Genomic DNA, 26,648 nt, shown 5'->3' with positions numbered 1-26,648 from the left:
GTAACTGAATTTGGGAGAAAAATTTGCTAAAATAGCAGCAATAACCATAGATTACACCCAAGGATTTTTATGCTAAAAAACAGTCACGAGACCATCACTCTGCCAGAGTTCACCGTCACAGTGGTTAATACACAAGGCGAGCAACAAACCACCCTGCCAAACCTAATGGCAGGCAGCGACAAGGGTTTGATCATTTATTTTTATCCTAAGGACAATACCCCTGGTTGCACTGTACAAGCTGTTGATTTTACTGCTAATTTTGATAAATTGGCTGCACTTGGCTACCGTGTAATCGGCGTGTCACGCGACAGCGTCAAATCGCATGGCAATTTTATCGCCAAACAGTCCCTAAATATCGATCTGATCAGTGATCCTGATGAAGTTTTGTGCAAGCATTTTGATGTCATCAAAGAAAAAATGCTGTATGGCAAAACCCATCTTGGTGTGGTGCGCTCTACTTTCGTCTATGATAAAAATGCTCAGATGATTGGCAGCTTTCGCAATGTCAAAGCCAAAGAACATGTTGATCAATTATTGAAATTTCTAAGTAATTAAGCCACAAATTCATGAAAGTTCTGCAGCTGTCATCATCACTCAAGCACGATGAAGCCGAGCGCGGCATTTATCCGATTTCACGCGCGCTGATCAAGGCAGGTCACACATCAATCATCGTCGGTAGTGCTGATCGGGATAATGAGCTGATCACACGACTGGTGCGCGATGGTGCGATTTATCATCAGATGCCGATGCCCAAAAAAAGCTGGTGGGCACTTCGGCACATCTTCGCGCTCAGACGACTGATTCTCAAGTATCAGCCCGACATCATCCATGTGCATTCACGCACGCCTGCATGGGTACTGCACTGGGCGCTACGCCCTTATCCAGAAGACTTACAGCCAAAAGTCGTCTCAAGCCTGTACGGATTTTATCCGCTAAACTCATACTCAAAAGCTCTATTTCAGGCAGATAAATTGATCAGTTCTTCCAAAAGTATTGATACCTATTTTCGTAAAAAGCTTGCACCAAAAAAAGATAAGAAAGATAATGATAAACTGCCTGACATCACAGATTCGCTAATCTGTGTGCCGCGCGGTGTCGATCTGCGCAAATATCCTTATCGCCATCATGCATCGGTGTATTGGCTGCATCAGACCTTTGCGCAGTTTCCTGAGCTTGAGCATAAAAAATGGCTGATTTTCCCCACCATTGTCGGATCACAATACGGGCAAGAGTGGCTTGTAGATATTTTAGGTAATTTAAAAGAAAAATTCCCAAATATCCATGCAGTGATCATGGATGATGATCCTAATACACGCCAAAACCAATGCGTATTTTATGAAGAATTCGTCCAGCGACTTCATGCCTTAGGACTGTTTGATCGCGTGACATTCGTCGGGAAATCACCGCCTGATATGAAAGAGTGGCTAGCATCTGCCAATGTCGTGCTTGCGCTTGCCAATCATCCTGAAAGCATCGGCATGACTGCGCTACAAGCCATCCATCTTGGCACGCCTGTCGTGGGTTGGGCAAAAGGGGCATTTGCTGATATTTTAAACGACTTATATCCGCAAGGCTTGGTCAAAGAACAGACCGCGCGCGCCTTATGCCAATCGGTGAAATTTCAGCTTGCCAATCAGATTCGCCCTGCAATGACGCACGAATATAATATCGAACAAATGGTCGCAGGCACGCTGTCTGTGTATCAGGCACTTTGTCCATTTTGTCAGCTGGTCACCAAAGATCGCCATGATAATTTGGTGGCGGTTACGGCTAAGTCTTGAGAGATTTACTTTTGGTTTGATTGATTGACAACAAAACCACTTTAGCATCTATGAAAAAACTGTCCCGCATGGCACATTTCACACCATCGGGACAGTTTTTATTTTTATCTTAAGTCAAGCTTGGCAAAGTGTTCAATGTGATGATTTATACTTCAAATCACCCACCTCACGCCAAGCCAAGCACCCTGAGCGCTGCCATGCCTGCTGCCATGCCAATCATTGCAAAGACCGTGGTAAAGCCCAAGATATTCGCCGCCAAGACATCATTACCACCCATTGCCTTTGCCATCACATAGCTTGCCGCCGCCGCTGGACTTGCGATCATCAAAAACAGCACACCCATCTCCACGCCTTGCAGCCCAAAGCCTAGGCCAAACAACACTGCCACAACAGGCGCGATGATGATGCGCCCAATGCTCGCCTGCATCGACACGCCTGAGAGCGACAGCATGGATTTAAGATTGAGCGTTGCGCCTGCGCAGATGAGCGCCAATGGTAATGCCACCGCGCCAAGCAGCTCACCAGTTTTGATGATGAAGCTTGGCAAAGCAGGCAACCCGACCGCCTTATAAGCAAAGGCTGCAACCAGCGCGATGACCAACGGGTTTTTAATAATATGTCCGATGATACCTGTGGCTTGTGCCATGATGCCGCCTTCGGTTTTGGCGGTGCGTGATAGCGTGATGACTGCCAAGATATTATAAACAATGGTCAAAATGCCCATATACACCGCGCCGACACTCAATCCATCTGCGCCATAAGCATTCGCCACCACCGCAAGCGACATAATCGCCATATTTGAGCGAAACACTCCTTGGACAAATACGCCCTTATCTTCAATTTTCTCTACAAAAAACTTAGCATAAATTTCAGCCAAGATAAATAGTGTTAAAGTACAAGCAAGCCCAGCGGTTAAGAGATTTACTTGCTTAGCAATATCGACATTACTTTTTAATACGCTAAAAAATAACAAGCAAGGTAAGCAATAATTAAACACCATATTTGTCGCCACTTGGATAAAGCCTTCGTTGACTTTACCTTGCTTTTTCATCATAAAACCAAGCAGCATTAACAGCAAGTTTGGCAAAGTGATGGAGATGGCAAAGATGATAGCGGCAAGCATGATGATTTCCTATATTTTAATATTTTTACACAAATCAAGTTTTACAGTCATTATAAATAACTTAGGCTGAAAATGATTCTTCAGCCTAAGTTTGTATGATTGTATAAAAATAAAATAAGACTAGGCGGCGAGTCGCAGATAGTACAGGTAGTACAGCAAGACAAGCCAACGCAGTATTATTTTGAATTTTATAGACCATATTATTGGGATAATTGTTGCAGTTTCTTATGCTTTTTAAGCGTCATGGCAAGCAGACTTACCGCCGCTGGCGTCACACCACTGATACGCGACGCTTGGGCTAGGGTCGCTGGTCGCACTTGACTTAATTTTTGTACGATTTCATTTGACAAACCCGACACCGCAGTATAGTCAAAATTAAGCGGCAATGGCGTATTTTCAAGGCGCTTCATCTGCTCGATTTCATCATTTTGGCGATCGATATAGCCTGCGTATTTGACAGCGATCTCAATCTGCTCACCGACTTCGCTACTCACCGCACTGTCAGCGACTTTTGCAATATCACCAAAGCTGATATTTGGACGCTTCAGCAAATCTAATAGGGTATTTTCTTTGGTCAATACTTCATCAGTATTTGCCATAAATGCCTTGCCAATGGCGTTATTCGGCGTCGCCCAAATCTCTTGTAGGCGCGCAGTCTCAGCACTGATGGCATTCATCTTCTCGCAATACGCCGCCCAGCGCGCATCATCGATCAAGCCAAGCTTACGCGCAGTCTCAGTCAATCGCTGATCGGCATTATCTTCACGCAGCAGCAGACGATGCTCGGCACGACTGGTGAACATACGATACGGCTCTTTAGTCCCGTGCGTGATCAGATCATCGACCAATACACCAAGGTAAGCTTCATCGCGGCGCGGCGTCCAAAACTCTTGATCTTGCGCGGCACGAGCGGCGTTAATACCTGCAAGCAAGCCCTGCGCTGCTGCTTCTTCATAGCCTGTCGTGCCATTGATTTGCCCTGCAAAATACAGACAGTCAATTGACTTAGTCTCAAGCGTCGGCTTTAGATTCTGTGGATCAAAATAATCATACTCGATGGCATAACCAGGGCGCGTGATGTGTGCATTTTCAAGCCCTTTCATCGAGCGAATGAACGCCACTTGCACATCAAAAGGCAGGCTCGTTGAGATGCCATTTGGGTACAGCTCATGCGTGGTCAAGCCTTCAGGCTCAATAAAAATCTGATGACTGTCTTTATCAGCAAAGCGGTGAATTTTATCTTCGATCGATGGGCAATAACGCGGGCCGACGCCTTCGATTTTACCGCTGAACATCGGACTGCGATCAAGATTATCGCGGATAATATCATGTGTGCGCTCATTGGTATGCGTGATATAGCACGGGATTTGGCGCGGATGCATCGACACATCACCCATATAACTCATCACAGGCAGCGGCGTATCACCAGGTTGTTCAGTCATCACGCTAAAATCCACCGTGCGCGCATCGATACGAGCAGGCGTCCCTGTCTTGAGACGGCCCACAGGCAGCTGAAGCTCGCGCAAACGATCCGCCAAACGAATCGCTGGCATATCCCCCGCGCGTCCACCGCTTTGGCTCTCAAGCCCGACATGGATCACCCCGCCCAAAAAAGTCCCCGAAGTCAGCACCACCGCTCGCGTATCAAAGCGCACACCCGTGGCTGTCACCACCGCCACCGCACGACCATTTTCGACGATGATGTCATCGACAGGCTGCTGAAACAGATCAAGATTTTCTTGATTTTCAAGCACATGGCGAATGGCAGCCTTGTATAAAATGCGGTCAGCCTGCGCACGCGTGGCACGCACCGCCGCCCCTTTGCGACTGTTCAGCACACGAAACTGAATGCCTGCCTTATCCGTCGCCAGCGCCATCGCCCCACCCATCGCATCCACTTCACGCACCAAATGCGACTTACCGATACCGCCGATAGCAGGGTTGCAACTCATCTGCCCCAAAGTCTCGATATTGTGCGTGATCAGCATGGTGGCAGCCCCCATGCGCGCCGCTGCCAATGCCGCTTCTGTGCCTGCATGACCGCCACCGACGACGATGACATCATATTTTTTTGGGAAGGTGTAGGTTGTGGTATAGCTCATGGTATGCCTGCAGATGATCTGTTGTAATATTTGTGCGAATTTATGTCAATAAGGAAAATGGCGACTATTTTAGCATAAATTCAGCGTTTTTAATATTGCTGTGTTATTTTTGCTTGGGTTTAGATTTTTTTGCAATAAAATTTAGATCAAAGTTTTGATATTGATTGGTTTTTTAAACCGATTATCAAAAATCATCATCGCTAAGCTGTGTCTTTTTCTTAACTTTAATCATTTGAAAATCAAAAACCAAACTCAGTTTGCCAAAACCTTATCCAAAATATGCAAATTTATCATTATAAAATTATAATATAAATCAATGATTTATAAACTTTATGCAGAAATTTATGAAAATTTATCGAAAAACATTTGACACCTGCCAAAATTTCTATATAATACGCACCACAACGAACGAACACAGCAATGAAATAAAGCGTGTAAGTTTAAGTAACTTAAAATACAATACCTTGACACAGTATCAAATCACAAATTTAAGTGATAAGTATTTTAGGGTGGTTAGCTCAGTTGGTAGAGCATCTGCCTTACAAGCAGAGGGTCAGCGGTTCGATCCCGTTACCACCCACCACTATGCAGCGGTAGTTCAGTTGGTTAGAATACCGGCCTGTCACGCCGGGGGTCGCGGGTTCGAGCCCCGTCCGCTGCGCCACTATTCATCGCATTGCGATACTTTGAATCTCAAGTCTTTGGCTTGGGATTTTTTGTTTTTATGTCAAAAATTTTATAATTTATAGCATATCATTATTTACATTCTGGTTTCGGTTGGTTACAATGTTGCAATCATTCACAACCAAAAGGAACTTGAAGATGAAGACCAAACCTACTTTTCTAGCTCTTGCACTATTCGGTGCGCTTTCAGTTGGCACTACTCATGCTGCACCGATGCTGCATACACTTGGCGATTACAGCTACGCCGCCAATCACGCCATCACCAATGCCTATCTTGAGATCGATGTTCAGGCTTTTGAAGATAATATCACCAATCTTAGACAGACCCTAGGTGAAGAGACGAAAATCTGCGCCGTTCTAAAAGGTGATGCATACGGTCATGGCATCGATCTGCTGATGCCAAGCGTCATCAAATTGGGCGTATCATGCATTGCCGTCACCAGTAACGAAGAAGCGCGTGTTGCGCGTGCGCATGGATATCAAGGCATCATCAATCGCGTTCGTATCGCAAGTGGTGACGAAGTTGAATCTGCGCTTGCGTACGATATTACCGAATTGGTGGGTAGCCTAGATCATGCCAAAACTTTGGATAATATTGCCAAAAAACATGGCAAAGTTATCAACTTCCACTTGGCACTAAATGCAGGCGGCATGGGTCGAAATGGTCTGGATGTGAGCAACAAAACAGGTCAAAAAGACGCCATCGCCATCACCAAGCTATCGAATCTGAACATGACAGGCATCATGACGCACTATGCTTTTGAAGATGAAGCATTTGTTCGCGAAAGCTTGGCGCAGTTCAATAAACAAACCGATTGGCTAATCAAAGCTGCCAAATTGGATCGCAAAAAATTAACCCTGCATACCGCCAATTCATTTGCTACCGCTTTGGTTCCTGAGAGCCGCTTGGATATGGTGCGCCCTGGTCGCTTGATGTATGGCGATCCTGTCGGCGGCGTTGAACTGCCATCAAAGCGAATCATGCAGTTCAAATCAAAAGTTGCTGCCGTGCATTTTTATCCAAAAGGCACAAAAATTGGCTATGATGGCACTTATGAATTGACACGCGATTCGTATCTTGCCAACCTGCCCCTTGGCTTCTCTGATGGCTACCGTCGCATCTTTAGCAATAAAGGTCATGTACTCATCAATGGGCATCGCGCGCCTGTGGTCGGTAAAACTTCAATGAACACCACCATGGTCGATGTGACTGATATCATGGCAAAACAACCTGTGAAAATTAATGATGAAGTGGTACTTTTTGGTAAGCAAGGCGATAGTGAAGTCACGCAAGCTGAGATTGAAGAATTAAACGGTGCACTGCTCGCCGATTTATATTCTGTTTGGGGTAATTCAAATCCGCGTCTGATTAAGCCATAACCAAACTTTAATCAAGCTTGATTGGCAAGCCCTTTTATGAACCATCGATCCTAGATTAATGGTTCATTTTTTATTTAAAGTTACCAAAAGCTGATTGTAAATTATTGATAATCTTTTGCTTAATCCGTAATTTTTTCACCTTCATACTTATAAAAATACAACATACCCTTTACTCAACGGATGCATTTGGTTACAATAACAAATTCTTTCACAACCAAAGGATCTGGATCATGAAGACCAAACCGACTTTATTATCGCTCGCCCTAACGGCACTACTATCTACCAGTGCGGTACAGGCAGCACCGATTTTGCAGACGCATGGTGATTATAGCCATGCCAATCACAGCAAGGCAAATGCGTATCTTGAGATTGATGTTCAAGCGTTTGAAGACAACATCACACGCCTACAAAACACCCTAAATGACGGCACAAAAATCTGCGCCATCATGAAAGCTGATGCCTATGGCAACGGCATTGATCTGTTGATGCCAAGCATCATCAAACTTGGCGTGCCATGCATCGGCATCGCAAGTAATGAAGAAGCTCGCGTGGCTCGTGCGCACGGCTACACAGGCGACATCATGCGTGTGCGTCTAGCCAGTGGTGATGAAGTCGAAGCGGCGCTTGAATATAATATGACCGAATTGACAGGCAGCCTTGAGCACGCCAAAACCCTAAGCGATATCGCCAAAAAACATGGCAAAACGCTAAACTTCCACTTGGCACTGAACGCAGGCGGCATGGATCGTAACGGCATCGATACTGATACCAAAACTGGCAAAAAAGACGCCGTCGCCATCACCAAATTACCAAATTTCAAGATCACTGGCATCATGACGCATTATGCCTTTGAAGATGAAGATTTCGTCCGTGAACGCCTTGCTAAGTTCAACGAACAAAGCGCATGGCTGATCAAAGCTGCTAAGCTTGATCGCAAGGAACTGACCCTACACACCGCCAACTCATTCTCAACCATTGCCGTACCCGAAAGCCATCTTGACATGGTGCGCCCTGGTGGTCTGATCTATGGTGACACCATCGATGCCAAGCCTGCTTATAAGCCGATCATGAGCTTTAAGACCAAAGTTGCTTCGGTGCAGTTTTATCCTGCTGGCACGACAGTTGGCTATGATGGTACGCATACTTTGACGCGCGATTCATACCTTGCCAACTTGCCATTCGGCTACTCTGATGGCTATCGCCGCGCCTTTACCAATAAAGGCATCGTGCTGATCGGTGGTATGCGCGCGCCTGTACTTGGTAAGACTTCAATGAACACCACCATGGTCGATGTCACCGACATCGTCGCCAAGCACCCTGTCAAAATCAACGATGAAGTGGTGATCTACGGCAGCCAAGGTGATGAGCGCATTACCCAAGCAGAAGTCGAAGAGATTAACGATGCCCTATTGGCGGATCTGTACACCATCTGGGGCAATTCAAATCCACGCTTAATTAAGCCATAATCCATTCTTATGATGAACCATTGATCCAAGTCAATGGTTCATTGCTTTTTGGTCAATCAATAAAGAGTAATACCCATGATCGTCCGTGATAAATCCAATAGTCTCAAACTGCTGTTCGTGTGGCATGGCACTGTCCTACCTAAGGTGCTGCCAGTGATTATCGGGATCATGTCACTGTCAATGGTTGCGTGGGCGTTGGCGCATTTTCGCTTGTATCATGTGCACAGCGTGCCTGCAGTGGGTTTTACACTGCTTGGCGTGGTGATTTCGATTTTTTTGGGATTTCGCAACAACGCCTGCTATGATCGCTGGTGGGAAGGTCGCAAGCTGTGGGGGGCGCTGATCGCCAACACGCGCCATTTTACGCGCGATACGCATTTTCTACCCCCTGCGGTGCGTGAGCAGCTACTGATGGATATGCTGCTGTTCGTCTCCCTATTGCGTGATCGCTTGCGCCAACAAAAAATTACACGCGCCCAGTTTACCTATCAAGCGATCGATAATACGCGCCTTGATGCCCTAGATACGCATTTTAATGCACCACAAAAAGTGCTTGAAGCCATGCAAAAACAGCTGATCGATGCCGTCAATCAAGGACAAATCAGCGACATCATTTATACCAGCATTCATAAGCATCTAATCGAGATGGGCGGCATTCAGGCGGGCTGCGATCGCATTTTGAGCACGCCTTTACCGTTTCCGTATTCAGTGCTGTTGCATCGCGCGGTGTATTGTTTTTGTTGGATTTTACCGTTTGGTCTTGAGTCGGTGATGGGGATTTGGACGCCGCTGTTGGTGGGATTTTTATCGTATCTACTCCTTGGATTGGATGAACTAAGCCAACAATTAGAAGAGCCATTTGGCAATGATGATCATAATTTGCCACTAGATACCATCGTACGCTTGATCGAGCGTGAGACTTTATCACTCATGGATAAGCCACTGCCTGATGCTTGGCGAGCTGATCAGTATTATAATTATTCTTAGCTTGATTTGGATGATAAATTTTATTAAAATATTTCTAAATTTTTATTATGCGAATTTCTTATGACTACCACGCCAACCGTTGCCGTCATCACCTCATCCATCGGCCGTGCATCACTGCTTGACACCATTGACTGTATCAAACAACAAAGCTACCCTTGTCGGCATTATATTTTTGTCGATGGCGAAAAACATCATCGGGCAGTCAAAAAAATGGTCAAAGACCATCCTGAGATTGTCGTCACCTATCTGCCAGTCAGTACTGGCGCGACCGGAATGTGCAACTCCATCATCAATGCCATTGCGCCATTTATCGCGACCGAAGATATCATCTGCTATGTCGATGATGACAATACAGTAACACCTGATCATGTTGAAACATTTGTTAATGCTTTCTTAACTAATGATATCCATTATGCCTATTCGCTACGCTATCTACATTCAGCAGAAGATGATTTTTATATACCTGACAACTTGGAATCATTGGGTTTTTGGACGCTTGGTAAAGAGCATGTCATTACTGTAGATTTTGAATTAAAAGACAAAAAATACACCTCTACGGTTGTGCAGACCAGTAACCGCACCGCTTTGATTGATACCAATTGCTATGCTTTTAGCCGCAACCTAGCACAGCATCTTGCCAATACTTGGATGATCAACGGTAAATACAATGATCAAAACATCACACAAGCATTATTAAACAGCCCAAATCTAACTGGCTTTTGTACTGGCAAACGCACTGTCAATTACACAACACTGATGAAAAATTTTGTACAACCGCCTCAGATAATCTATGATAATTTATCTGCAAAAACCAAAGCCGAAAAACGCAGTGTTGAAAGACAGTTATTTTTAAGCTATATGGATTTTATTGAACAGATCACGGCATTAAATCGCCCATGGGAAACGCCTACATTATTCAAAAACAACCAATTAATCCCAGTGATAAATCAGTCAAATAGTTAATAATACACTACGGAAATATTGGGCAAAATTACATCAAGCTTGATGGTACAACTTTAAGCTGATTAGTTGTGCAGTATATTCAGCTTGTTTACGAAGTCCACCCACTTATATTTAACCCAAAGCAAAAAAGTGGTACAATAACCCAATTTATCGATGGTTTTACTGTTGTTCAAGTAATTTTTTTAATAATATTTGATAATAAGCGTGATGTCTATTATAAAAGGAAACTTCCATGATTCTCATGATCGACAACTATTGCAGTTTTACTTATAATATTGTTCAATATTTTGGTGAACTAAAGCAAGACATCACCGTGTGGCGTAATGACGAAACCACTTTGGATGAGATTATCAAGCTTGCTCCAAAAGCAATCGTGCTCGGCCCTGGTCCTTGCAGCCCAACCGAAGCTGGCGTGACACTTGAGATTCTTGAAAAACTCTCTGGACAAATCCCCATCTTAGGCGTCTGTCTTGGTCATCAGGCCATCGGTCAGGCCTTTGGCGGTCAAGTGGTGCGTGCTGGCGAAGTGATGCATGGCAGACTCTCACAGATGCATCATACCAACCAAGGGGTGTTTGAAAACTTGCCAAATCCATTCACCGCCACACGCTATCATTCACTGGTGATTGATAAAAATACTTTGCCTGAGTGTTTAGAGATGACTGCATGGACAACTCATGATGACGGCAGTATGCAAGAAATTATGGGTGTACGCCATAAGACGCTGGATGTCGAGGGTGTGCAGTTTCACCCAGAATCCATCCTGAGTGAGCATGGTTATCAGCTGTTTAATAATTTTTTGAAACGCTGTGGACTGGCTGTGCTGGACGATGACAAGCTGCCACAAGTTGCTTAACTCATCAAAACCTAAGGATATATCATGACAACCGCACAAAAAAGCCCAAGCGACATCGCCAATTTGCCTGACGATGCCATCCATGCCATCTTGACCGATGCACTTGCCAAGCTCCTCAAGCACATCGATCTAACCGATGAGCATATGCGTGAAGTGATGCTCATCATCATGCAAGGTCGTTGCCCTGATGCTTTGATGGGTGCACTGCTCATCGCTCTGCGTGAAAAAGGCGAATCCATCAGCGAGATCAGCACCTGCGCTAAGACCATGCTTGAGCTGGCTGACACCATCAGTATCTGTGATGCCAATGCCGTGGACATCGTCGGCACAGGAGGTGATGGCTCAAATCTATTCAATGTCTCAACGGCGTCCGCCTTTGTGGCAGCAGCAGCAGGCGTGACCATCGCCAAGCATGGCAACCGTGGCGTTTCCACCACTTCAGGCTCATCAGATGTACTCACCCAAGCTGGTGTCAAGCTTGATATCGCCATCGATAAGACTCGCCAAGCCATCGACGAAATCGGCATCGGATTTTTATTTGCACCCAACCATCACCCTGCCATGCGTCATGCCATCGGTGTGCGCCGCCTACTCAAGGTACGCACGATTTTTAATATCCTAGGCCCGCTGACCAACCCTGCTCATGTCAAGCGAGCAGTCATTGGTGTGTTTAGTCCAGAGCTGTGTGAGCCGTTGGCATATGTCTTTGAAAAACTTGGACTGCATCATGTGCTAGTGGTGCATTCTGCCGATGGCTTGGATGAATTTAGCCTAGCATCACCAACCCGTGTCGCTGAGCTCAAAGACGGTCAGGTGCATGTCTATGACTGCAATCCCGAAGATCTCGGTATCGCATCCAAGACCCTGCATGGCTTACAAGTAGCATCATCTGCCGAAAGCCTTGCGCTCATCAAACAGGCACTACAAGCAGGTGAAGCTGACGCCACTATCCAAAAAGCCCGTGAAATGATCGCCATCAATGCTGGTGCCGCCATCTATGTCGCAGGGCTTGCACCGACACACAAAGATGGCGTACAAATCGCCCTTGCCACCCTACAAAGCGGCAAAGCATGGCAAAAATTAAGTGAATTTGCTGCTTTTACCCAAAGCTAACTTGATGACATTATTCAATAAAATTAAGAACTATCATGACCAATACACCAAGCATCTTACAAAAAATCGTTGCCACCAAGTTTGATGAAATCACCGCTGCCAAAGCCAAGATCAGCCAAGATGATCTGCTTGAGCGTGCAAAATCCCATAAACCGCGGGGCTTTGCCAACGCATTGCGTCGCATTGACACCACCAAAGGTCAAATCGGCATCATCAGCGAAGTCAAAAAAGCATCGCCATCAAAGGGGATTATCTGCCAAAACTTTGATCCTGTCATCGCCGCCACAGGCTATGAAAAAGCCGGTGCTACCTGCCTATCAGTACTCACCGATCGTGATTATTTCCAAGGTCATGATGACTATCTGATCGCTGCTCGCTCTGCGGTGAGCTTGCCTGTTCTGCGTAAAGATTTTATGGTCGATGAGTATCAAATCATCGAATCTGCCGCCATCGGTGCTGATTGCATTTTGCTCATCATGGCGTGCCTAGATGACGACACCGTGCACCATCTGCACAAGACAGCGACTGATTTGGGGCTGGATGTCTTGATTGAGATTCACACCCAAGATGAGCTGGAGCGAGCACTACACCTACCAAAATCATCGCACAACATCTATGGCATCAATAACCGAGATCTCAACACCTTTCAAGTGGATCTTGAGCATAGCATTCGCCTAAGTCAGCAATTATTTGCCGCACTTGGTGATGATGCTTTAGTTGTCAGCGAAAGCGGTCTGAACGATGCTGATGACATTCATTTGATGCAAGCCAATGGCATTCATCACTTCTTGATTGGTGAGCAGTTTATGAAAACTGATGATGCAGGCGTGGCGCTTGCCCAACTGCTAAGCACTATCTAAGTCGGTTATTGTTAAATTTTATTTATAGATTATACTATTGGATTATCTCATGAGCGAACAAAAAAAACGCATTTTAACAGGTATCACCACCACAGGCATTCCACACCTAGGTAACTATGTCGGCTCAATCCGCCCTGCCATCGCATCTGCCAACGCTGCCATTGATGCAGGTGATGGTGATGCTTTTTTCTTTTTGGCGGATTATCATGGCATCATCAAATGCTTTGATCCTGAAGAGATTCACCGCTCAACCAGAGCCATTGCAGCGACTTGGATTGCTTGCGGTCTTGATCCTGAAAAAGTCACCTTTTATCGCCAGTCAGATATTCCTGAGATTCCTGAGCTTGCTTGGGTGCTCAACTGCTCATGCGCCAAGGGCTTAATGAACCGCGCCCACGCCTACAAAGCCGCCGTCGATGCCAATCTGTCCAAAGAAGACACCGACCCTGATTACGGTATCAGCATGGGATTGTTTAGCTATCCTGTATTAATGTCAGCAGATATTTTGATGTTCAACGCCACTCATGTACCTGTAGGCAAAGACCAGATTCAGCATATTGAGATGGCTCGTGATATTGCAGGTACTTTTAATTTTAAATACAAGCCATTATTCACCGAACCAAGTGCTGTCGTCGATGAAAATACGCCACTATTAACAGGGCTGGATGGTCGCAAGATGTCAAAAAGCTATGGCAACACCATTCCGCTATTTGGCGATGGCAATCCACAGATTGACCCCGAAAAAGCACTCAAAAAAGCCATCATGCAGATTGTCACCAACTCGCAGCTGCCCGAAGAACCAAAAGACCCTGACAACTGCACGATTTTTGAGATTTATAAAGCGTTTGCAACAGAGGATGAAATCAATGCACTGGCTGAGCAATATCGCCGTGGTATCGGCTGGGGTGATGCCAAAGAGATTTTATTTAATAAAATCAACAGCGAAATTGCTCCCTACCGCGCTCGCTACCTTGAGCTGATGAATAACCCAAAAGAGCTTGAAGAAATTCTACAAATGGGTGCCATCAAAGCACGCCGCCAAGCCCAAAAACAGCTTGATAAGACACGCCGTGCCATCGGCATCAAGCCATTAGCCAAGCTTAAATAATATGAGCGAAAGCCAACCATTAACATCAGAAGAGCAGACTCAAACCGACACAGGTGTGCGTATTTATGACACGCCTGTGCTGAGCCTGCCTGAAGATTTATACATTCCACCGCAAGCATTTGCCATTTGGCTTGAGCAATTTGCTGGTCCTTTGGATTTTTTGTTGTATTTGGTCAAGAAAAATAACTTTGACTTAACCGAAACTGCCATTTTACCCATTACTGAGCAATATCTTAGCTATATCAATGACTTGGATGAAGAGTATTTTGAGCTTGCTGGTGATTATCTCTTGATGGCAAGTACGCTAATCGCCATCAAATCCGAGCTACTGCTACCACAGCATGGGATCAGCGATGATGAAGCCAGTCCAAAAGCACGCTTAATTCAGCGATTAGAAGAATACGCACAGATCAAAACTGCCACCGAACGGCTTGATCAGCTGATGCGCCTTGAGCGTGATGTATTTTTGGCATATGCCAGCTTCCCAAGCACCGAAGCCATGCAGCGGGAACTGCCTAATTATTCGCCGCAGATTCTGGTCAATAGCCTTGTTAATATGCAAATCCGCCCTGATGTCAGTATGCACACGGTCAAGGCAGATCCCGTGCAGCTGCCTGAGCGTATCGCGAGCATTACGCGCGTGCTGAGCGAAAAAGGCGTGGCGAAATTCAGCGAATTGATTGATGTCTCCCAAGGTAAAATTGGCATTGTGGTGAGTTTTGTCGCGATACTTGAGCTGATCAAACGTGGCTTTATTGGCTTTGATACGCCTGAGATTGAGCTGATCGAAGATGATGCCAGCCTAAAATCCGCCACCAAATCCAACAAATCCAAAAAAACTATCAGTCATAATTATGGGCGTGATGTTACTGCCCAAAGCTTGCATTGGTTACACTAAGGGTCATCATGTCTAATCATACTCCCGAATTTTTAAAGACACATCAAAAAGCCGAGACTTTCAGCCGATATATTGAAGTTTTGCTACACGCTAGCGAATCACCACTGACTGACAGTGAGCTAAAAAAGCACTTGATGATTGGCAATAAAGAATTAAATGATGCCTTAGCAGTACTTCAAGAGCGCCTAAGTCATGGCGTATTGACACTGAACAAAACTGCCAGTGGCTATCGTCTGCAAATCAAAGACAACTACAGCGGACTGATTCAGCAGGTTTTCCCCGAACGCCTAGAGAGTCTCAGTCAAGCACTGCTTGAGACCTTAAGCGTCATCGCTTATAAACAGCCTGTCACTCGCTCAGATATCGAGCAGGTGCGTGGAGTGACGGTGTCTAGCCATATTTTACGCCAACTGTTTGATAAGGGCTGGATTGTCGAAAACGGTCATAAGGACACCTTGGGTCGCCCTGCACTACTGCATACCACCAAGGCGTTTTTGGATGCATTTGGGCTAAATAGCCTTGATGAGCTGCCGCCATTGCCTGATTTAGAAAGATTAAACGTGCGATCAAATTAGCCTTTTTCAACTGGCGTAAATCGCTAAGGTGCTGAGCACACAGCACAATAAGCAATCACCGCTCGGTATACCAAATCAAATTGATAAACCGTGCAAGTGTGCAAGATGGTAATCCGCCCAAAGCTTGCCCACCCGTTGATTTTTACTTATAATTCAGCTTATCACACAAAAAACTGCTAAGCTTTGTGTTTAATTACTATGGACATTTGTGATCAATAAGGACAGCCATGCAACAAATTAAAACTTTGCTACACTCTGCCGACTGCCTACTCATCACTGCAGGTGCAGGCATGGGCGTAGATTCTGGATTGCCTGATTTTCGGGGCAATAGCGGTATGTGGCAGGCCTATCCTGAGCTTGGCAGACAGCAGATAGATTTTACCAGTATTGCCAATCCGCAAGCCTTCGCCAAAAACCCACGCTTGGCTTGGGGATTTTATGGTCATCGCTTGGCTTTGTACCGCAAAACCGTGCCACACGCAGGGTTTGAATATCTGTTAAAAATCGCCGAACACCTTGATTTGCCATACTTTGTCTTTACCAGTAATGTCGATGGGCAGTTTGCCAAGGCAGGGTTTGACCCTGAGCGAATTTATGAATGTCACGGCTCCATTCACCATCTGCAATGCACACAGCCTTGCTGTGATGAGATTTGGACTGCCGATATCACGCCTGTGATTGACAATGACAAATGCTTGTGGCTTGGCGAGTTGCCAAGTTGTCCGCATTGTGGCAGCCTTGCTCGTCCCAATATCTTGATGTTTGGCGATTGGCATTGGATTAGCGCTCGTAGCGATGAGCAAGAATCTCGCCTACAAGCATTTCTTAGCAAGCATCAAAACCCTGTAGTTATCGAAATGGGTGCAGGGACTGCGATACCGACCGTACGGCGTTTTGGTGAGCGTTACGCCCCCAATCTGATTCGCATCAATCCACGAGATCATGCCCTGCCTACTCGTGGTGGTATCAGCCTGCCTATGGGTGCAAAATCAGGTGTTGAGATGATTTGGCAATCGCTTATTGGGTGAGTTTGGGCAAAGACTCGGCACATGAGGTTTGTGATTAAAAACCCATCTAAATTACAAATCCATACTCAAAAGTCTTTGCACCACTTACCCAAATCCGATATAATTAATCCTTTTCACATTGCGAAATGTTATTATCCACTTATCAGGAAATTTATCATGACTGAACAATTTACCCCCGACATCACAGACAGCATCGACGGCAAACCTGTCGGTGAAAAGCTACAAAAACTTCTAGCTCGCATCGGTCTTGGCTCTCGCCGTGGTCTTGAAGAAATCATCAAAGCTGGCCGTATCTCCATCAATGGCAAGGTTGCTACACTGGGTGATCGAGCCAGCTTGACCGATGAAATCCGTGTCGATGGTCGCCCTGTCCGCCTAAAAGCCGAGCGTGAAAAACGCCGCCGTGTGCTTGCCTATTATAAGCCTGAAGGGGAAATCTGCTCTGTCAGTGATCCTGAAGGTCGTCCAACGGTGTTTGACCGCCTGCCAAAGCTCACCGGCGATCGCTGGGTGATGGTTGGTCGCCTAGATATCAACTCATCAGGGCTACTGTTATTCACCAATGATGGCGAACTGGCTCACCGCTTGATGCATCCATCCAGCCAAGTCGTGCGTGAATATGCCGTGCGTGTCCTAGGCGAAGTCACCCCACAAATCGCCAGCGCGCTGACCGCAGGTGTCGAGCTTGAAGACGGCTTTGCCAAATTTGACGACATCAAGGAAGGCGGCGGTACAGGTGTCAATAAATGGTATCATGTCACCATCAAAGAAGGCCGCAAGCGTGAAGTGCGTCGTATGTTCGAAAGCCAAACCCTGAAGGTCTCTCGCTTGATTCGCACCCGTTATGGCACGATGATTTTACCAAAAGAGCTACGCACTGGTCGCTTTATCGAACTTGACGCCAAAGAAATCGGCAAATTGGTCGAATCTGTCGGTCTGCGTCAGCGTCAAGGCACAGGTCTAAATACCGCCGCCAAAGAAAAACAAGCGCGTATCCATAAAAAGCCGCTCAAATCTCGCGAAGTGCGTCGCAAAAAGCATGAAGAATACGAACGCCGTCAAGAACGCCAAGATCGTCGTCCATCTCAAAAGACGCCATCTTTTAAGACGGCAAAGTTTGTTAAAGTATAAAAAACTGGTAAATTTAATTAGTTTTATTAAACTATACTAGGGAAAATTGTGATGGCAATTTGCCCTTTTTATTGATACACATATTTCATTATCATACAACAATCTGTATGAATTTTGACCAAAACATACAATCCATTTAATAGAAAATTTATGTAGCATAAAACAACAAAACCATTAGAGATTCAGTTACAAAAAACTTTGAAAAAATATCATTTGCTAACACCTTGATATTATTAGCTCAACCAGTCATAAAATGAAAAATCATAGAAAAGTACGATTTTCAAGTCTTGAAATTTAAAAATTTTTAGTCTATATTGTGCCATTATTAAATCCGATCACTACATATAGTATAAATACTATATGTAGTGATCGATATAAACATTGCGAAAATCTCATCAAAATCAAAGATTTTTTAGATCAAACCCCAAGTTGAATGACAATAGATAGGCGGAATTTGCTATGACACATATTGACAAAATCAAAGTGACCAAGCGAGATGGACGCTTAGAGCTTATTGACCTTGAAAAAATTCATCGGGTGATCAACTGGGCAGCAGAAGGTTTGGACAATGTATCCGTTTCTCAAGTTGAGCTAAAATCTCATATCCAATTTTATGATGGCATTCGCACTCGTGATATTCACGAAACCATCATCAAAGCAGCAGCAGACCTAATCAGTGCCGAGACGCCTGATTATCAATATTTGGCGGCTCGTTTGGCAATTTTCCATTTACGTAAGATTGCCTATGGTGAGTTTGAGCCACCACATCTATATGCCCATGTCCAAAAATTGACCGAACATGGCAAATATGACAAGCACATCTTGGCCGATTATAGCGTTGATGAGTTTAATGAGCTGAACGACTATATCGACCATAGCCGTGATATGAACCTTGCCTATGCTGCCGTTGAGCAGATGATGGGTAAGTATTTGGTACAAGACCGTGTGACCAAGCAAGTATTTGAAAGTCCGCAGTTTTTGTACATCTTGGTCGGGATGTGCCTATTTGCCGCTTATGATAAGGCAGAGCGACTGGACTATATCAAGCGTTTTTATGATGCGACTTCTAATTTTTATATCTCGCTACCAACACCCATCATGGCAGGTGTGCGTACGCCGACTCGCCAGTTCAGCTCATGCGTGCTGATTGAATGCGGGGACAACCTTGACAGCATCAATGCCACCACATCAGCCATCGTCCGCTATGTCTCGCAGCGTGCTGGTATCGGTATCAATGCCGGCGCCATCCGTGCACTCGGCAGTCCTATCCGTGGTGGTGAAGCACAACATACTGGCTGTATTCCATTTTTCAAAATGTTCCAAGCAGCGGTCAAATCCTGCTCGCAAGGCGGCGTGCGTGGCGGAGCGGCCACCCTATTTTATCCGCTATGGCACTTAGAAGTCGAAAGCTTACTTGTACTGAAGAACAACCGTGGTGTTGAAGACAACCGTGTTCGCCACATGGATTATGGCGTACAGCTGAATAAAACCATGTACACTCGCTTAATCAAAGGTACAGAAATCACCCTCTTCTCACCATCAGATGTGCCGGGGCTGTATGAAGCATTCTTTGCTGATCAAGACGAATTTGAGCGACTCTATACACTGTATGAAGCTGATGACAGCATCCGCAAGCGTAAAGTCGCTGCCAGAGATTTGTTTAGTCTCATGCTACAAGAGCGTGCCAGCACTGGTCGTATCTATATCCAAAATGTCGATCACTGCAATACGCACAGCCCATTTGACTCAAGCATCGCACCGATTCGCCAATCAAATCTATGCATGGAAATTGCTCTACCAACCGCACCGCTTGACAATATCAATGATGAAAAAGGCGAAATCGCTCTATGCACACTATCAGCGATTAACCTTGGCAAAATTGAGAATCTATCCGACATCGAAGAGCCTGCCGAGCTGATTGTGCGTGCATTAGACGCTCTGCTTGATTATCAAGATTATCCAGTCATCGCCGCCAAAAAAGGCAGCATGAACCGCCGTACCCTTGGTGTGGGCGTCATCAACTATGCCTACTATCTTGCCAAAAATGGTACTCGCTATTCGGATGCAGCGGCATTAGGTCTGACGCATCGCACCTTTGAAGCGTTGCAATATTACCTATTAAAAGCATCAAACAAACTTGCCAAAGAGCAAGGTGCTTGCCCATGGTTCCATGAGACAACCTATAGCAAAGGTATCTTACCAATTGATACTTACAAAAAAGACCTTGATAGCATCTGTGCCGAACCACTGCATCTAGACTGGGAAGGTTTGCGTAGCGACATCATGACCTATGGTCTTAGAAACTCCACCCTATCAGCCTTGATGCCATCAGAAACCAGCTCGCAGATTGCCAATGCGACCAATGGTATTGAGCCACCTCGTGGTTTGGTGTCGGTCAAAGCAAGTAAAGATGGCATCTTAAAACAAGTCGTGCCTGAGATTGAACGCTTGGCATCTCAGTATGAGCTACTGTGGAATATCCCTGACAATAACGGCTATCTACGCCTTGTGGGTATCATGCAAAAGTTCATTGACCAGTCCATCTCAGCGAACACCAACTATGACCCTGCCAAATTTGAAGGCAATAAAGTACCAATGAAAGTCTTGATTCAAGACCTATTGACCGCTTATAAATTTGGTGTCAAAACCTTGTATTACCACAACACCCGTGATGGTGCAGATGATGCCCAAGGCGACTTGGATGATGGCTGCGCTGGTGGGGCTTGTAAGTTGTGATTGGTAAATCATACTGACGGTATGGCTTTTTAAGTTAAATTCTATCTTTCACCATCCAAACAAAAACCGCAGTATCACACTGCGGTTTTTGTTGTTTACATCAATTACAAATGCTTATTTCTTTGGCAAGACTGGTGTTTTTGCCGCAGCGCGTTTTGCTGCTGGTTTTGGCTTGGTTGAGACGACGGTCAGATTTGTGTGCTCATCCATCTCATACAGCGCACCGGCACGGCCGACGATCAATGGATCGATATTGCCGATTTGTGCTGAATCCTTGTTTTCATAGTTCAGCTTGTTCAGCACATAACGCATGGCGTTCAGACGCGCACGTTTTTTGCAGTCTGATTTGATCACAATCCAAGGCGCTTCAGCGGTGTCAGTGTTAAAGAACATCGCTTCTTTCGCCAAAGTATAATCATCCCATTTGTTCAGAGATGCTTTATCCACTGGTGATAGCTTCCACTGTTTCAATGGGTCGTTCTCACGGCTGGCAAAGCGTGCTTTTTGCTCTTCACGCGTGACTGAGAACCAGAATTTCACCAAATGAATGCCCGACTCGACCAAATGCTTCTCAAACTCAGGCACTTGGTGCATAAAGATGCGATATTCTTCATCGGTACAAAAGCCCATCACGCGCTCAACAACTGCACGGTTGTACCACGAACGGTCAAACAGCACAATCTCGCCTGCTGTTGGTAAATGCTGCACATAGCGTTGGAAATACCATTGACCGCGTTCTTGATCGGTTGGTTTCTCCAGTGCAACGACACGCGCGCCACGCGGATTGAGATGCTCCATAAAGCGCTTGATCGTACCGCCCTTACCTGCTGCATCACGACCTTCAAAGATGATGACCAATTTTTGACCAGTGGCTTTGATGTGGTGTTGTAATTTTAGTAGTTCGATCTGTAGCTTGTATTTTTGCGCTTCATAATTTTTGCGGCTTAGGCGATATTTGTACGGATAGCCACCTTCACGCCAGTTGTCCGACAGCTGCGTATCGCGTGATTTATCGGTGCGCACTTGGCTTGCAACTTGTGCCACTGGCAGATATTCGCTCAGCGTTTGACCCAGTTCCACCAACTCTTCTGGGGTAGCGTGCTCGATCAGCTCTTCGACTTGACTGACGGTATTTGGCATCACTGCTTTTGCTGCGGCTTTTTTGCCACGCGCGCTGGTTGTTTTGGTAGCTGCCTTGGTGGTTTTTGGCTTAGTCACTGCTTCAGCTTTGGTCGTTTGCGTACTTACGGTGTCAGCCTTGATCACTGATGATTTTTTTGCTTCAGCATCTGTGCTTGCTGTTGAAGTTTTGGTGGTGGTGTTCGTAGCCATACTCTCTCCTAGTTAAAAAAATAAAAAAAACATCAGTACGCCAAAGTCTATGCCATCACAGCCATGACCATCAGCGAAAGTTTCAAATCACTTAATAAATCCTATTAGTATAGTACCACGATAAAAACCGCTAATCAACCATGATTTGAATCAATTTTATGCGATAAATACCATCCAATTCACCGTACCATTGATGGTGAACATATTGTGCGATCATACTAATAGGTCAAGTTATCCGATGTGAATAATCACGGCAACAATCTGACCACTTGCCATGTATCACCATCAGTGGTATAGACCATGCGATCGTGCATACGACCAACACGCCCTTGCCAAAATTCCGCGCGGTCGATGACAAGCTCATACCCACCCCAAAATGCTGGATAAGGCACGACATCGCCATGCATATGGTCTAGCAGCTGATATTTATCTTCCATGGTTTGGCGGCTATCGACCACACCACTTTGTGGCTCGCTCACCCACGCACCCAGCTGACTTTCGCGTGGTCGCTTGGCAAAATAAGCCGCTGACTTTTCTGCACTCACCTTCTCAATACGACCTGATAGGCGCACTTGACGCTCTAATCCTTGCCAAAAAAACAGCATCTCAGCATTGGGATTATCCGCGATGTCCTGCCCCTTGTCGCTGTCATAGTTGGTATAAAAAACCACACCGCGCTCGGTCAACTCACGCATCAGCACGATGCGCACGCTCGGACGCTGATCTGCGCCACAAGTAGCAAGGCTCATGGCATATGGCTCGGGCAGCTGCGCCGCTACTGCATCATCAAACCATGTGCGAAACAGCTCAAATGGCGTCACTGGCAGTCCTGTATCAGGTAAAGTGTGCTTCTCATAAGATTGTCGTTGGTCGGTTAAATCCATCATCACTCCCCTTTTATGGTCGGTTATTTTGGTTGGTTGTTTGTCATTTTATTATACAATAAATCCTTAATTTATGTATGGATTTTATACATCATCAAGCACAAAAAATGCCAACTCATCAGTCGGCATTTTTATTATCGCTCATAGGCTTATCTTAACAAGTTAAGCCAAAATTCGCTTCACCTGCTCAGCCAATTGCTCTGCCATCTGCTGACATACGCTCGAATCTTGATGCTCGACCATCACGCGGATCACAGGCTCAGTGCCTGATTTGCGAATCAGCAAGCGACCTTTACCAGCAAGCTCGGTTTCCGCTTGATCAAAAATTGCTTTTAGTTCAGCATTGGCATATGGGTCGCTCATTTGCGTTAGGCGCACATTGATCAGCGTCTGTGGAAATGGCGTGTAGCCTTGGGTCAGCTCACTGAGCTTTTTGCCCGTCTCCGCCATGCAAGACAACACTTGCAGACCCGCCACGATCGCATCACCTGTGCGGCTCTTATCTAGACATAGGATATGACCCGATGGCTCACCGCCAATTGTCCAGCCATTCGTCTCTAGATCTTGCATTACATAGCGGTCGCCGACTTTAGCACGGTGGAACTTAATACCCATCTCGCCCAATGCCAACTCTAGTGCGACATTACTCATCAGCGTACCGACCACGCCTTCAGGCTGTAAGTGCTTAGCAAGGACATACAAGATACTATCGCCATCAACGATATTGCCATGCTCATCGGTCATGATGATGCGATCGCCATCACCGTCTAGTGCGATACCAACATCAGCACCATGCTCACGCACCGCAGCTTGTAGCACTTCAGGATGGGTTGAGCCACAGTTATCATTGATATTGATGCCGTTTGGGTCGTTATGAATGGCGATGACTTTCGCGCCCAGCTCTTTTAGCACGCGTGGCGCGACGCTGTGACCTGCGCCATTGGCACAATCGACGACAATTTTAAGATGTGATAAATTATAATGATAAGGAAAACTACCTTTGCAGTATTCGATATAGCGACCTTTGGCATCGGCGACACGATGATTCTTGCCGATACTGTCTGCCTTAATGCCCGCCAATCGCGCCAATCGCGCATCGGTATCACCAACCAATGCATCGAGCTCGACATTGATCGCATCTTGGATTTCGTCTGAGATTTTTTTGCCTTCGTGCGAGAAGAATTTCACGCCATTGTCCTGATACGGATTGTGACTGGCGGAAATCACCACGCCCATGTCCGCATGGAAGCTCTTGACAAGGTGTGCGATCGCAGGCGTCGGCAATGGGCCAAGCATATAAACATCCACGCCTGCCGCGTTAAAGCCCGCCTGCAGTGCCGCTTCGATCACATAGCCCGACAGTCGCGCATCTTTGCCGATCAATACGCTTGGACGCTTGTTCGGATTTATCTCAACCAACACACGCCCCGCGCCAAAGCCTAAGCGCAATAGAAAATCAGGGGTAATTGGGAAAGTGCCAAACTGCCCACGAATGCCGTCAGTGCCGAAGTAACTCATTGTCAATCCTTAATTTTTTTTGGTGGAAATGCCTGCCAATTGCCTTGGCTTTTGCCCCAATTGGTCAGATTTTAAGCAGATTAAAAAACTGCACAGATTATAGCACACGACGGCGATAAATTTGCGTTATCAATGCGTAACTTTGGTATCATTTTTGCACTTTTTATTGGGCCAATCAGTGTATAATTTTTACTGGTAAATCGTGCAAAAATTCGCTATGCTAAGCAGTTCTTAGCCAAATTTTATAAGCCATCATTATTATAGTCAAACAAATTTGAAAACAGATTAGGAAAATGCGCGAAGTTGTACAAGAAGCTGTACAAATAGCACGACCAATGTGTTTGATGTAAGTATTATTTAAAAGTTGGCAGATCGTATAATAAAGAGTATATTCATGGAAAATCTTAGCTGCTCCCAAATCACAGCATTATCACGCTTACCCAAATCAGCACTGACAGACAAGCCTGTGCTGCATTTTGTCCATGCCAATGGTGTGCCGACACCGACTTATCAGCCGATTTTGGATGAATTGGCGTCGATTTTCACCATCGAAAGCATTGATTTATTGGGTACGGACAGCCGTTATCCTGTGGATGATCATTGGCAAAGCCTGACGCGGCAAGTTGGCGACAGCATTGATGATGCTTGTCATAAGCATGGCGTGGCAAATGTGGTTGTCATCGGGCATTCGGTGGGAGCGATGACAACGATGCAGACGCTGCTTGCCAATCCCAAGCCAATCAGCCAAGCGATACTGCTTGATCCATCGCTTTTAACTGGCAAAAATAGCTTAACATGGCATTTGGCAAAACTCACTGATCAACAAATCGGTCGTATAAAAAAATTTCGTCATCGTCTGATTGATAAATTATCACCAGCATCCAAGTCCAAATACCGCAAAGATACTTTTGACAATCACGAACAAGCCTATCAAGCCTTGAGAAATAAAGGCTTATTTCGTCCTTTTGATGAAGCTTGTTTTGATAATTATATTAAATATGGATTTATAAAAACCGTCGATGGCAAAGTAACGCTTGCTATTCCAAAGGCGGTGGAAGTGGCGATTTTTCGCACCATTCCATCTTTATATTGGTATAAATCCATCGTGCCACGCCGTCCGCTTAGCATCATCGCAGGCAAAGACAGTCATTTTACCGCCATCGGCTCGTATCGCGATGCGGCGCAGAGATTTGGCTTAAATGTGCAATATGTCGAAGGCTCGCATATGTTTCCACTGGAGCATCCGCACGCGACCGCACAAGTGATTTTGCACACCATTGCCCGCCAAATCAGTGAAGCATGATGCGATGAGCCATTCAGCGATACCATCAAGCCAAGCACCGCCCAAATATCCACCGTCAATCGCCGCTGCCTTGATGGCGATGGTGGTCGCGACGATGTTCGCCTTACAAAACGGCTGGCTGCTACTCTTGCAGACGCTGGCTGATTTTACACCATATCATGCCATTAGCGATAATACTTTGCTTGTGATGTCGGTGGTGCTGACGGCGGTATGCTTGGTGTGGCTGATTGTTTTTTGGCAATATTTTCGCATTCGTAAAGACAGCGTAAGTACTGCACAAGCGCGCAAACTGTGGCAAAGCTATCTTGCGCTACTACCAATGGATGGACGCGTGTTTTGGCGGTGTCTGTGGGTGTTTTTGCTAATTGTCTTTATCGCAAGCCTGCTTGCCAATTTGGCGACGACCGCACTATCGCCCACGCCATCAGCAGACGCAGCGCAGATGATGGGGCATGATACACCGATGTGGCTATTTGCCTTAATGGTGATGGTCTGCGCGCCCATTTATGAAGAGCTGATTTGTCGCGGTTTATTTTGGCGGCTTGGTGAAGATATTTTTTCGCACTTTACCGATAATACTAACCATATCACTATTTTAACCAGTCTAATCAGTAGCGGTGTATTTTCACTATTGCATTTTCAATATAATCTAATAGATACAGGCGTAATGTTCGCCGTGGCATTAGGTCTATGTTATGCACGCGTGCGGACAGGTTCAGTATTTGCGCCGATGCTATTGCACAGTATTAATAACAGCTTGGTGCTACTGCTACTGATTTTGGATTAGGCTTGAATAATCACATTTAACCAGCCCAAGCCT

General features: G+C 45.7%; 22 protein-coding genes and 2 tRNA genes. 19 read left to right on the top strand and 5 right to left on the bottom strand.

Going from position 1 to position 26,648, the window contains the following annotated elements; translation table 11 throughout:
- Positions 1-69: 69 nt before the first annotated feature.
- Both NKU06_RS09580 and NKU06_RS09575 read left to right on the top strand, forming a co-directional pair.
- Positions 70-555, top strand: coding sequence for a peroxiredoxin (locus NKU06_RS09580; RefSeq protein ID WP_254730430.1), 486 nt, complete (start codon positions 70-72; stop codon positions 553-555).
- A gap of 11 nt (positions 556-566) precedes the next feature.
- Entirely contained in the window at positions 567-1,781 is a 1,215-nt protein-coding gene (locus NKU06_RS09575; protein WP_254730427.1) for a glycosyltransferase, read from the top strand.
- Between the two features lie 166 nt (positions 1,782-1,947).
- Here the strand turns inward: NKU06_RS09575 and NKU06_RS09570 are convergent, their stop codons facing one another.
- Positions 1,948-2,904, bottom strand: a complete 957-nt coding sequence (locus NKU06_RS09570) for an AEC family transporter (RefSeq protein ID WP_254730424.1) — start codon at positions 2,902-2,904, stop codon at positions 1,948-1,950.
- 200 nt (positions 2,905-3,104) lie between these two features.
- Positions 3,105-5,006, bottom strand: coding sequence for a tRNA uridine-5-carboxymethylaminomethyl(34) synthesis enzyme MnmG (gene mnmG, locus NKU06_RS09565; RefSeq protein WP_254730421.1), 1,902 nt, complete (start codon positions 5,004-5,006; stop codon positions 3,105-3,107).
- Between the two features lie 507 nt (positions 5,007-5,513).
- Here mnmG and NKU06_RS09560 point away from each other — a divergent pair.
- The 15 genes from NKU06_RS09560 (at position 5,514) to nrdA (ending at position 20,791) form a co-directional block, all read left to right on the top strand.
- Positions 5,514-5,589, top strand: a tRNA-Val gene (locus tag NKU06_RS09560).
- 4 nt (positions 5,590-5,593) lie between these two features.
- A tRNA-Asp gene (locus NKU06_RS09555) sits at positions 5,594-5,670 on the top strand.
- A gap of 152 nt (positions 5,671-5,822) precedes the next feature.
- Positions 5,823-7,070, top strand: coding sequence for an alanine racemase (alr, locus tag NKU06_RS09550; protein WP_253223470.1), 1,248 nt, complete (start codon positions 5,823-5,825; stop codon positions 7,068-7,070).
- Between the two features lie 230 nt (positions 7,071-7,300).
- Positions 7,301-8,536, top strand: coding sequence for an alanine racemase (gene alr / locus NKU06_RS09545; RefSeq protein WP_254730419.1), 1,236 nt, complete (start codon positions 7,301-7,303; stop codon positions 8,534-8,536).
- A 75-nt stretch (positions 8,537-8,611) separates the two neighbouring features.
- The gene (locus NKU06_RS09540) at positions 8,612-9,523 is read left to right on the top strand and encodes a bestrophin family protein (RefSeq protein ID WP_254730413.1); all 912 of its coding nucleotides are present in this window, start codon (positions 8,612-8,614) and stop codon (positions 9,521-9,523) included.
- 60 nt (positions 9,524-9,583) lie between these two features.
- Positions 9,584-10,486 (top strand): glycosyltransferase family A protein, encoded by a 903-nt coding sequence (locus NKU06_RS09535; RefSeq protein ID WP_254730410.1) that lies wholly within the window; start codon positions 9,584-9,586, stop codon positions 10,484-10,486.
- Between the two features lie 232 nt (positions 10,487-10,718).
- Entirely contained in the window at positions 10,719-11,342 is a 624-nt protein-coding gene (locus tag NKU06_RS09530; protein ID WP_253223466.1) for an aminodeoxychorismate/anthranilate synthase component II, read from the top strand.
- A gap of 24 nt (positions 11,343-11,366) precedes the next feature.
- A complete protein-coding gene (gene trpD, locus NKU06_RS09525; protein WP_254730407.1) occupies positions 11,367-12,455 on the top strand; it encodes an anthranilate phosphoribosyltransferase in 1,089 nt (362 codons plus the stop codon).
- A gap of 32 nt (positions 12,456-12,487) precedes the next feature.
- Positions 12,488-13,315, top strand: coding sequence for an indole-3-glycerol phosphate synthase TrpC (gene trpC, locus NKU06_RS09520; protein ID WP_254732051.1), 828 nt, complete (start codon positions 12,488-12,490; stop codon positions 13,313-13,315).
- A 49-nt stretch (positions 13,316-13,364) separates the two neighbouring features.
- Positions 13,365-14,423 (top strand): tryptophan--tRNA ligase, encoded by a 1,059-nt coding sequence (gene trpS / locus NKU06_RS09515; protein ID WP_254730404.1) that lies wholly within the window; start codon positions 13,365-13,367, stop codon positions 14,421-14,423.
- Position 14,424: 1 nt separating this feature from the next.
- The gene (locus tag NKU06_RS09510) at positions 14,425-15,321 is read left to right on the top strand and encodes a ScpA family protein (RefSeq protein WP_254730402.1); all 897 of its coding nucleotides are present in this window, start codon (positions 14,425-14,427) and stop codon (positions 15,319-15,321) included.
- 8 nt (positions 15,322-15,329) lie between these two features.
- On the top strand, positions 15,330-15,896 hold the full coding sequence (scpB, locus tag NKU06_RS09505) for an SMC-Scp complex subunit ScpB (protein WP_254730400.1): 567 nt from the start codon (positions 15,330-15,332) through the stop codon (positions 15,894-15,896).
- Between the two features lie 227 nt (positions 15,897-16,123).
- The gene (locus NKU06_RS09500) at positions 16,124-16,924 is read left to right on the top strand and encodes a Sir2 family NAD-dependent protein deacetylase (RefSeq protein WP_254730398.1); all 801 of its coding nucleotides are present in this window, start codon (positions 16,124-16,126) and stop codon (positions 16,922-16,924) included.
- 156 nt (positions 16,925-17,080) lie between these two features.
- The gene (gene rluB, locus NKU06_RS09495; RefSeq protein ID WP_254730395.1) at positions 17,081-18,055 is read left to right on the top strand and encodes a 23S rRNA pseudouridine(2605) synthase RluB; all 975 of its coding nucleotides are present in this window, start codon (positions 17,081-17,083) and stop codon (positions 18,053-18,055) included.
- Positions 18,056-18,514: 459 nt separating this feature from the next.
- Positions 18,515-20,791 (top strand): class 1a ribonucleoside-diphosphate reductase subunit alpha, encoded by a 2,277-nt coding sequence (gene nrdA / locus NKU06_RS09490; protein WP_254730393.1) that lies wholly within the window; start codon positions 18,515-18,517, stop codon positions 20,789-20,791.
- 114 nt (positions 20,792-20,905) lie between these two features.
- On the opposite strand, the gene ppk2 is transcribed toward nrdA, so the two are convergent.
- The 3 genes from ppk2 to glmM all read right to left on the bottom strand — a co-directional run bounded on the left by ppk2 (position 20,906) and on the right by glmM (position 24,525).
- On the bottom strand, positions 20,906-22,123 hold the full coding sequence (gene ppk2, locus NKU06_RS09485) for a polyphosphate kinase 2 (protein ID WP_254730389.1): 1,218 nt from the start codon (positions 22,121-22,123) through the stop codon (positions 20,906-20,908).
- A 248-nt stretch (positions 22,124-22,371) separates the two neighbouring features.
- Complete coding sequence (gene pdxH / locus NKU06_RS09480) at positions 22,372-23,007, bottom strand: pyridoxamine 5'-phosphate oxidase (protein WP_253224677.1); 636 nt, start codon at positions 23,005-23,007, stop codon at positions 22,372-22,374.
- A gap of 162 nt (positions 23,008-23,169) precedes the next feature.
- Positions 23,170-24,525 carry a phosphoglucosamine mutase gene (gene glmM / locus NKU06_RS09475; RefSeq protein ID WP_254730386.1) on the bottom strand — a complete coding sequence of 452 codons (1,356 nt, stop codon included), beginning with the start codon at positions 24,523-24,525 and terminating at the stop codon, positions 23,170-23,172.
- A gap of 394 nt (positions 24,526-24,919) precedes the next feature.
- On the opposite strand from glmM, the gene NKU06_RS09470 reads away from it, so the two are divergent.
- Entirely contained in the window at positions 24,920-25,828 is a 909-nt protein-coding gene (locus NKU06_RS09470; RefSeq protein WP_254730383.1) for an alpha/beta fold hydrolase, read from the top strand.
- A 4-nt stretch (positions 25,829-25,832) separates the two neighbouring features.
- Complete coding sequence (locus NKU06_RS09465; RefSeq protein WP_254730380.1) at positions 25,833-26,615, top strand: CPBP family intramembrane glutamic endopeptidase; 783 nt, start codon at positions 25,833-25,835, stop codon at positions 26,613-26,615.
- Positions 26,616-26,648: the final 33 nt, after the last annotated feature.

Origin of the sequence: Moraxella sp. FZLJ2109, from assembly GCF_024296965.1 — a bacterium.
GTDB lineage: Bacteria > Pseudomonadota > Gammaproteobacteria > Pseudomonadales > Moraxellaceae > Moraxella.
Note: the sequence above shows the minus strand (reverse complement) of the source record. Positions and strands in the feature narration are given on the sequence as shown.

Bases quoted from the DNA above. Each gene is read 5' to 3' on its own strand.
- scpB (WP_254730400.1), top strand. From the start codon at position 15,330: ATGTCTAATCATACTCCCGAATTTTTAAAGACACATCAAAAAGCCGAG.
- mnmG (WP_254730421.1), bottom strand. From the start codon at position 5,006: ATGAGCTATACCACAACCTACACCTTCCCAAAAAAATATGATGTCATC.
- ppk2 (WP_254730389.1), bottom strand. From the start codon at position 22,123: ATGGCTACGAACACCACCACCAAAACTTCAACAGCAAGCACAGATGCT.
- alr (WP_254730419.1), top strand. From the start codon at position 7,301: ATGAAGACCAAACCGACTTTATTATCGCTCGCCCTAACGGCACTACTA.
- pdxH (WP_253224677.1), bottom strand. From the start codon at position 23,007: ATGGATTTAACCGACCAACGACAATCTTATGAGAAGCACACTTTACCT.
- NKU06_RS09580 (WP_254730430.1), top strand. From the start codon at position 70: ATGCTAAAAAACAGTCACGAGACCATCACTCTGCCAGAGTTCACCGTC.
- NKU06_RS09535 (WP_254730410.1), top strand. From the start codon at position 9,584: ATGACTACCACGCCAACCGTTGCCGTCATCACCTCATCCATCGGCCGT.
- NKU06_RS09540 (WP_254730413.1), top strand. From the start codon at position 8,612: ATGATCGTCCGTGATAAATCCAATAGTCTCAAACTGCTGTTCGTGTGG.
- glmM (WP_254730386.1), bottom strand. From the start codon at position 24,525: ATGAGTTACTTCGGCACTGACGGCATTCGTGGGCAGTTTGGCACTTTC.
- trpD (WP_254730407.1), top strand. From the start codon at position 11,367: ATGACAACCGCACAAAAAAGCCCAAGCGACATCGCCAATTTGCCTGAC.
- NKU06_RS09530 (WP_253223466.1), top strand. From the start codon at position 10,719: ATGATTCTCATGATCGACAACTATTGCAGTTTTACTTATAATATTGTT.
- nrdA (WP_254730393.1), top strand. From the start codon at position 18,515: ATGACACATATTGACAAAATCAAAGTGACCAAGCGAGATGGACGCTTA.
- NKU06_RS09570 (WP_254730424.1), bottom strand. From the start codon at position 2,904: ATGCTTGCCGCTATCATCTTTGCCATCTCCATCACTTTGCCAAACTTG.
- NKU06_RS09510 (WP_254730402.1), top strand. From the start codon at position 14,425: ATGAGCGAAAGCCAACCATTAACATCAGAAGAGCAGACTCAAACCGAC.
- NKU06_RS09470 (WP_254730383.1), top strand. From the start codon at position 24,920: ATGGAAAATCTTAGCTGCTCCCAAATCACAGCATTATCACGCTTACCC.
- NKU06_RS09575 (WP_254730427.1), top strand. From the start codon at position 567: ATGAAAGTTCTGCAGCTGTCATCATCACTCAAGCACGATGAAGCCGAG.
- NKU06_RS09500 (WP_254730398.1), top strand. From the start codon at position 16,124: ATGCAACAAATTAAAACTTTGCTACACTCTGCCGACTGCCTACTCATC.
- trpS (WP_254730404.1), top strand. From the start codon at position 13,365: ATGAGCGAACAAAAAAAACGCATTTTAACAGGTATCACCACCACAGGC.
- rluB (WP_254730395.1), top strand. From the start codon at position 17,081: ATGACTGAACAATTTACCCCCGACATCACAGACAGCATCGACGGCAAA.
- NKU06_RS09465 (WP_254730380.1), top strand. From the start codon at position 25,833: ATGAGCCATTCAGCGATACCATCAAGCCAAGCACCGCCCAAATATCCA.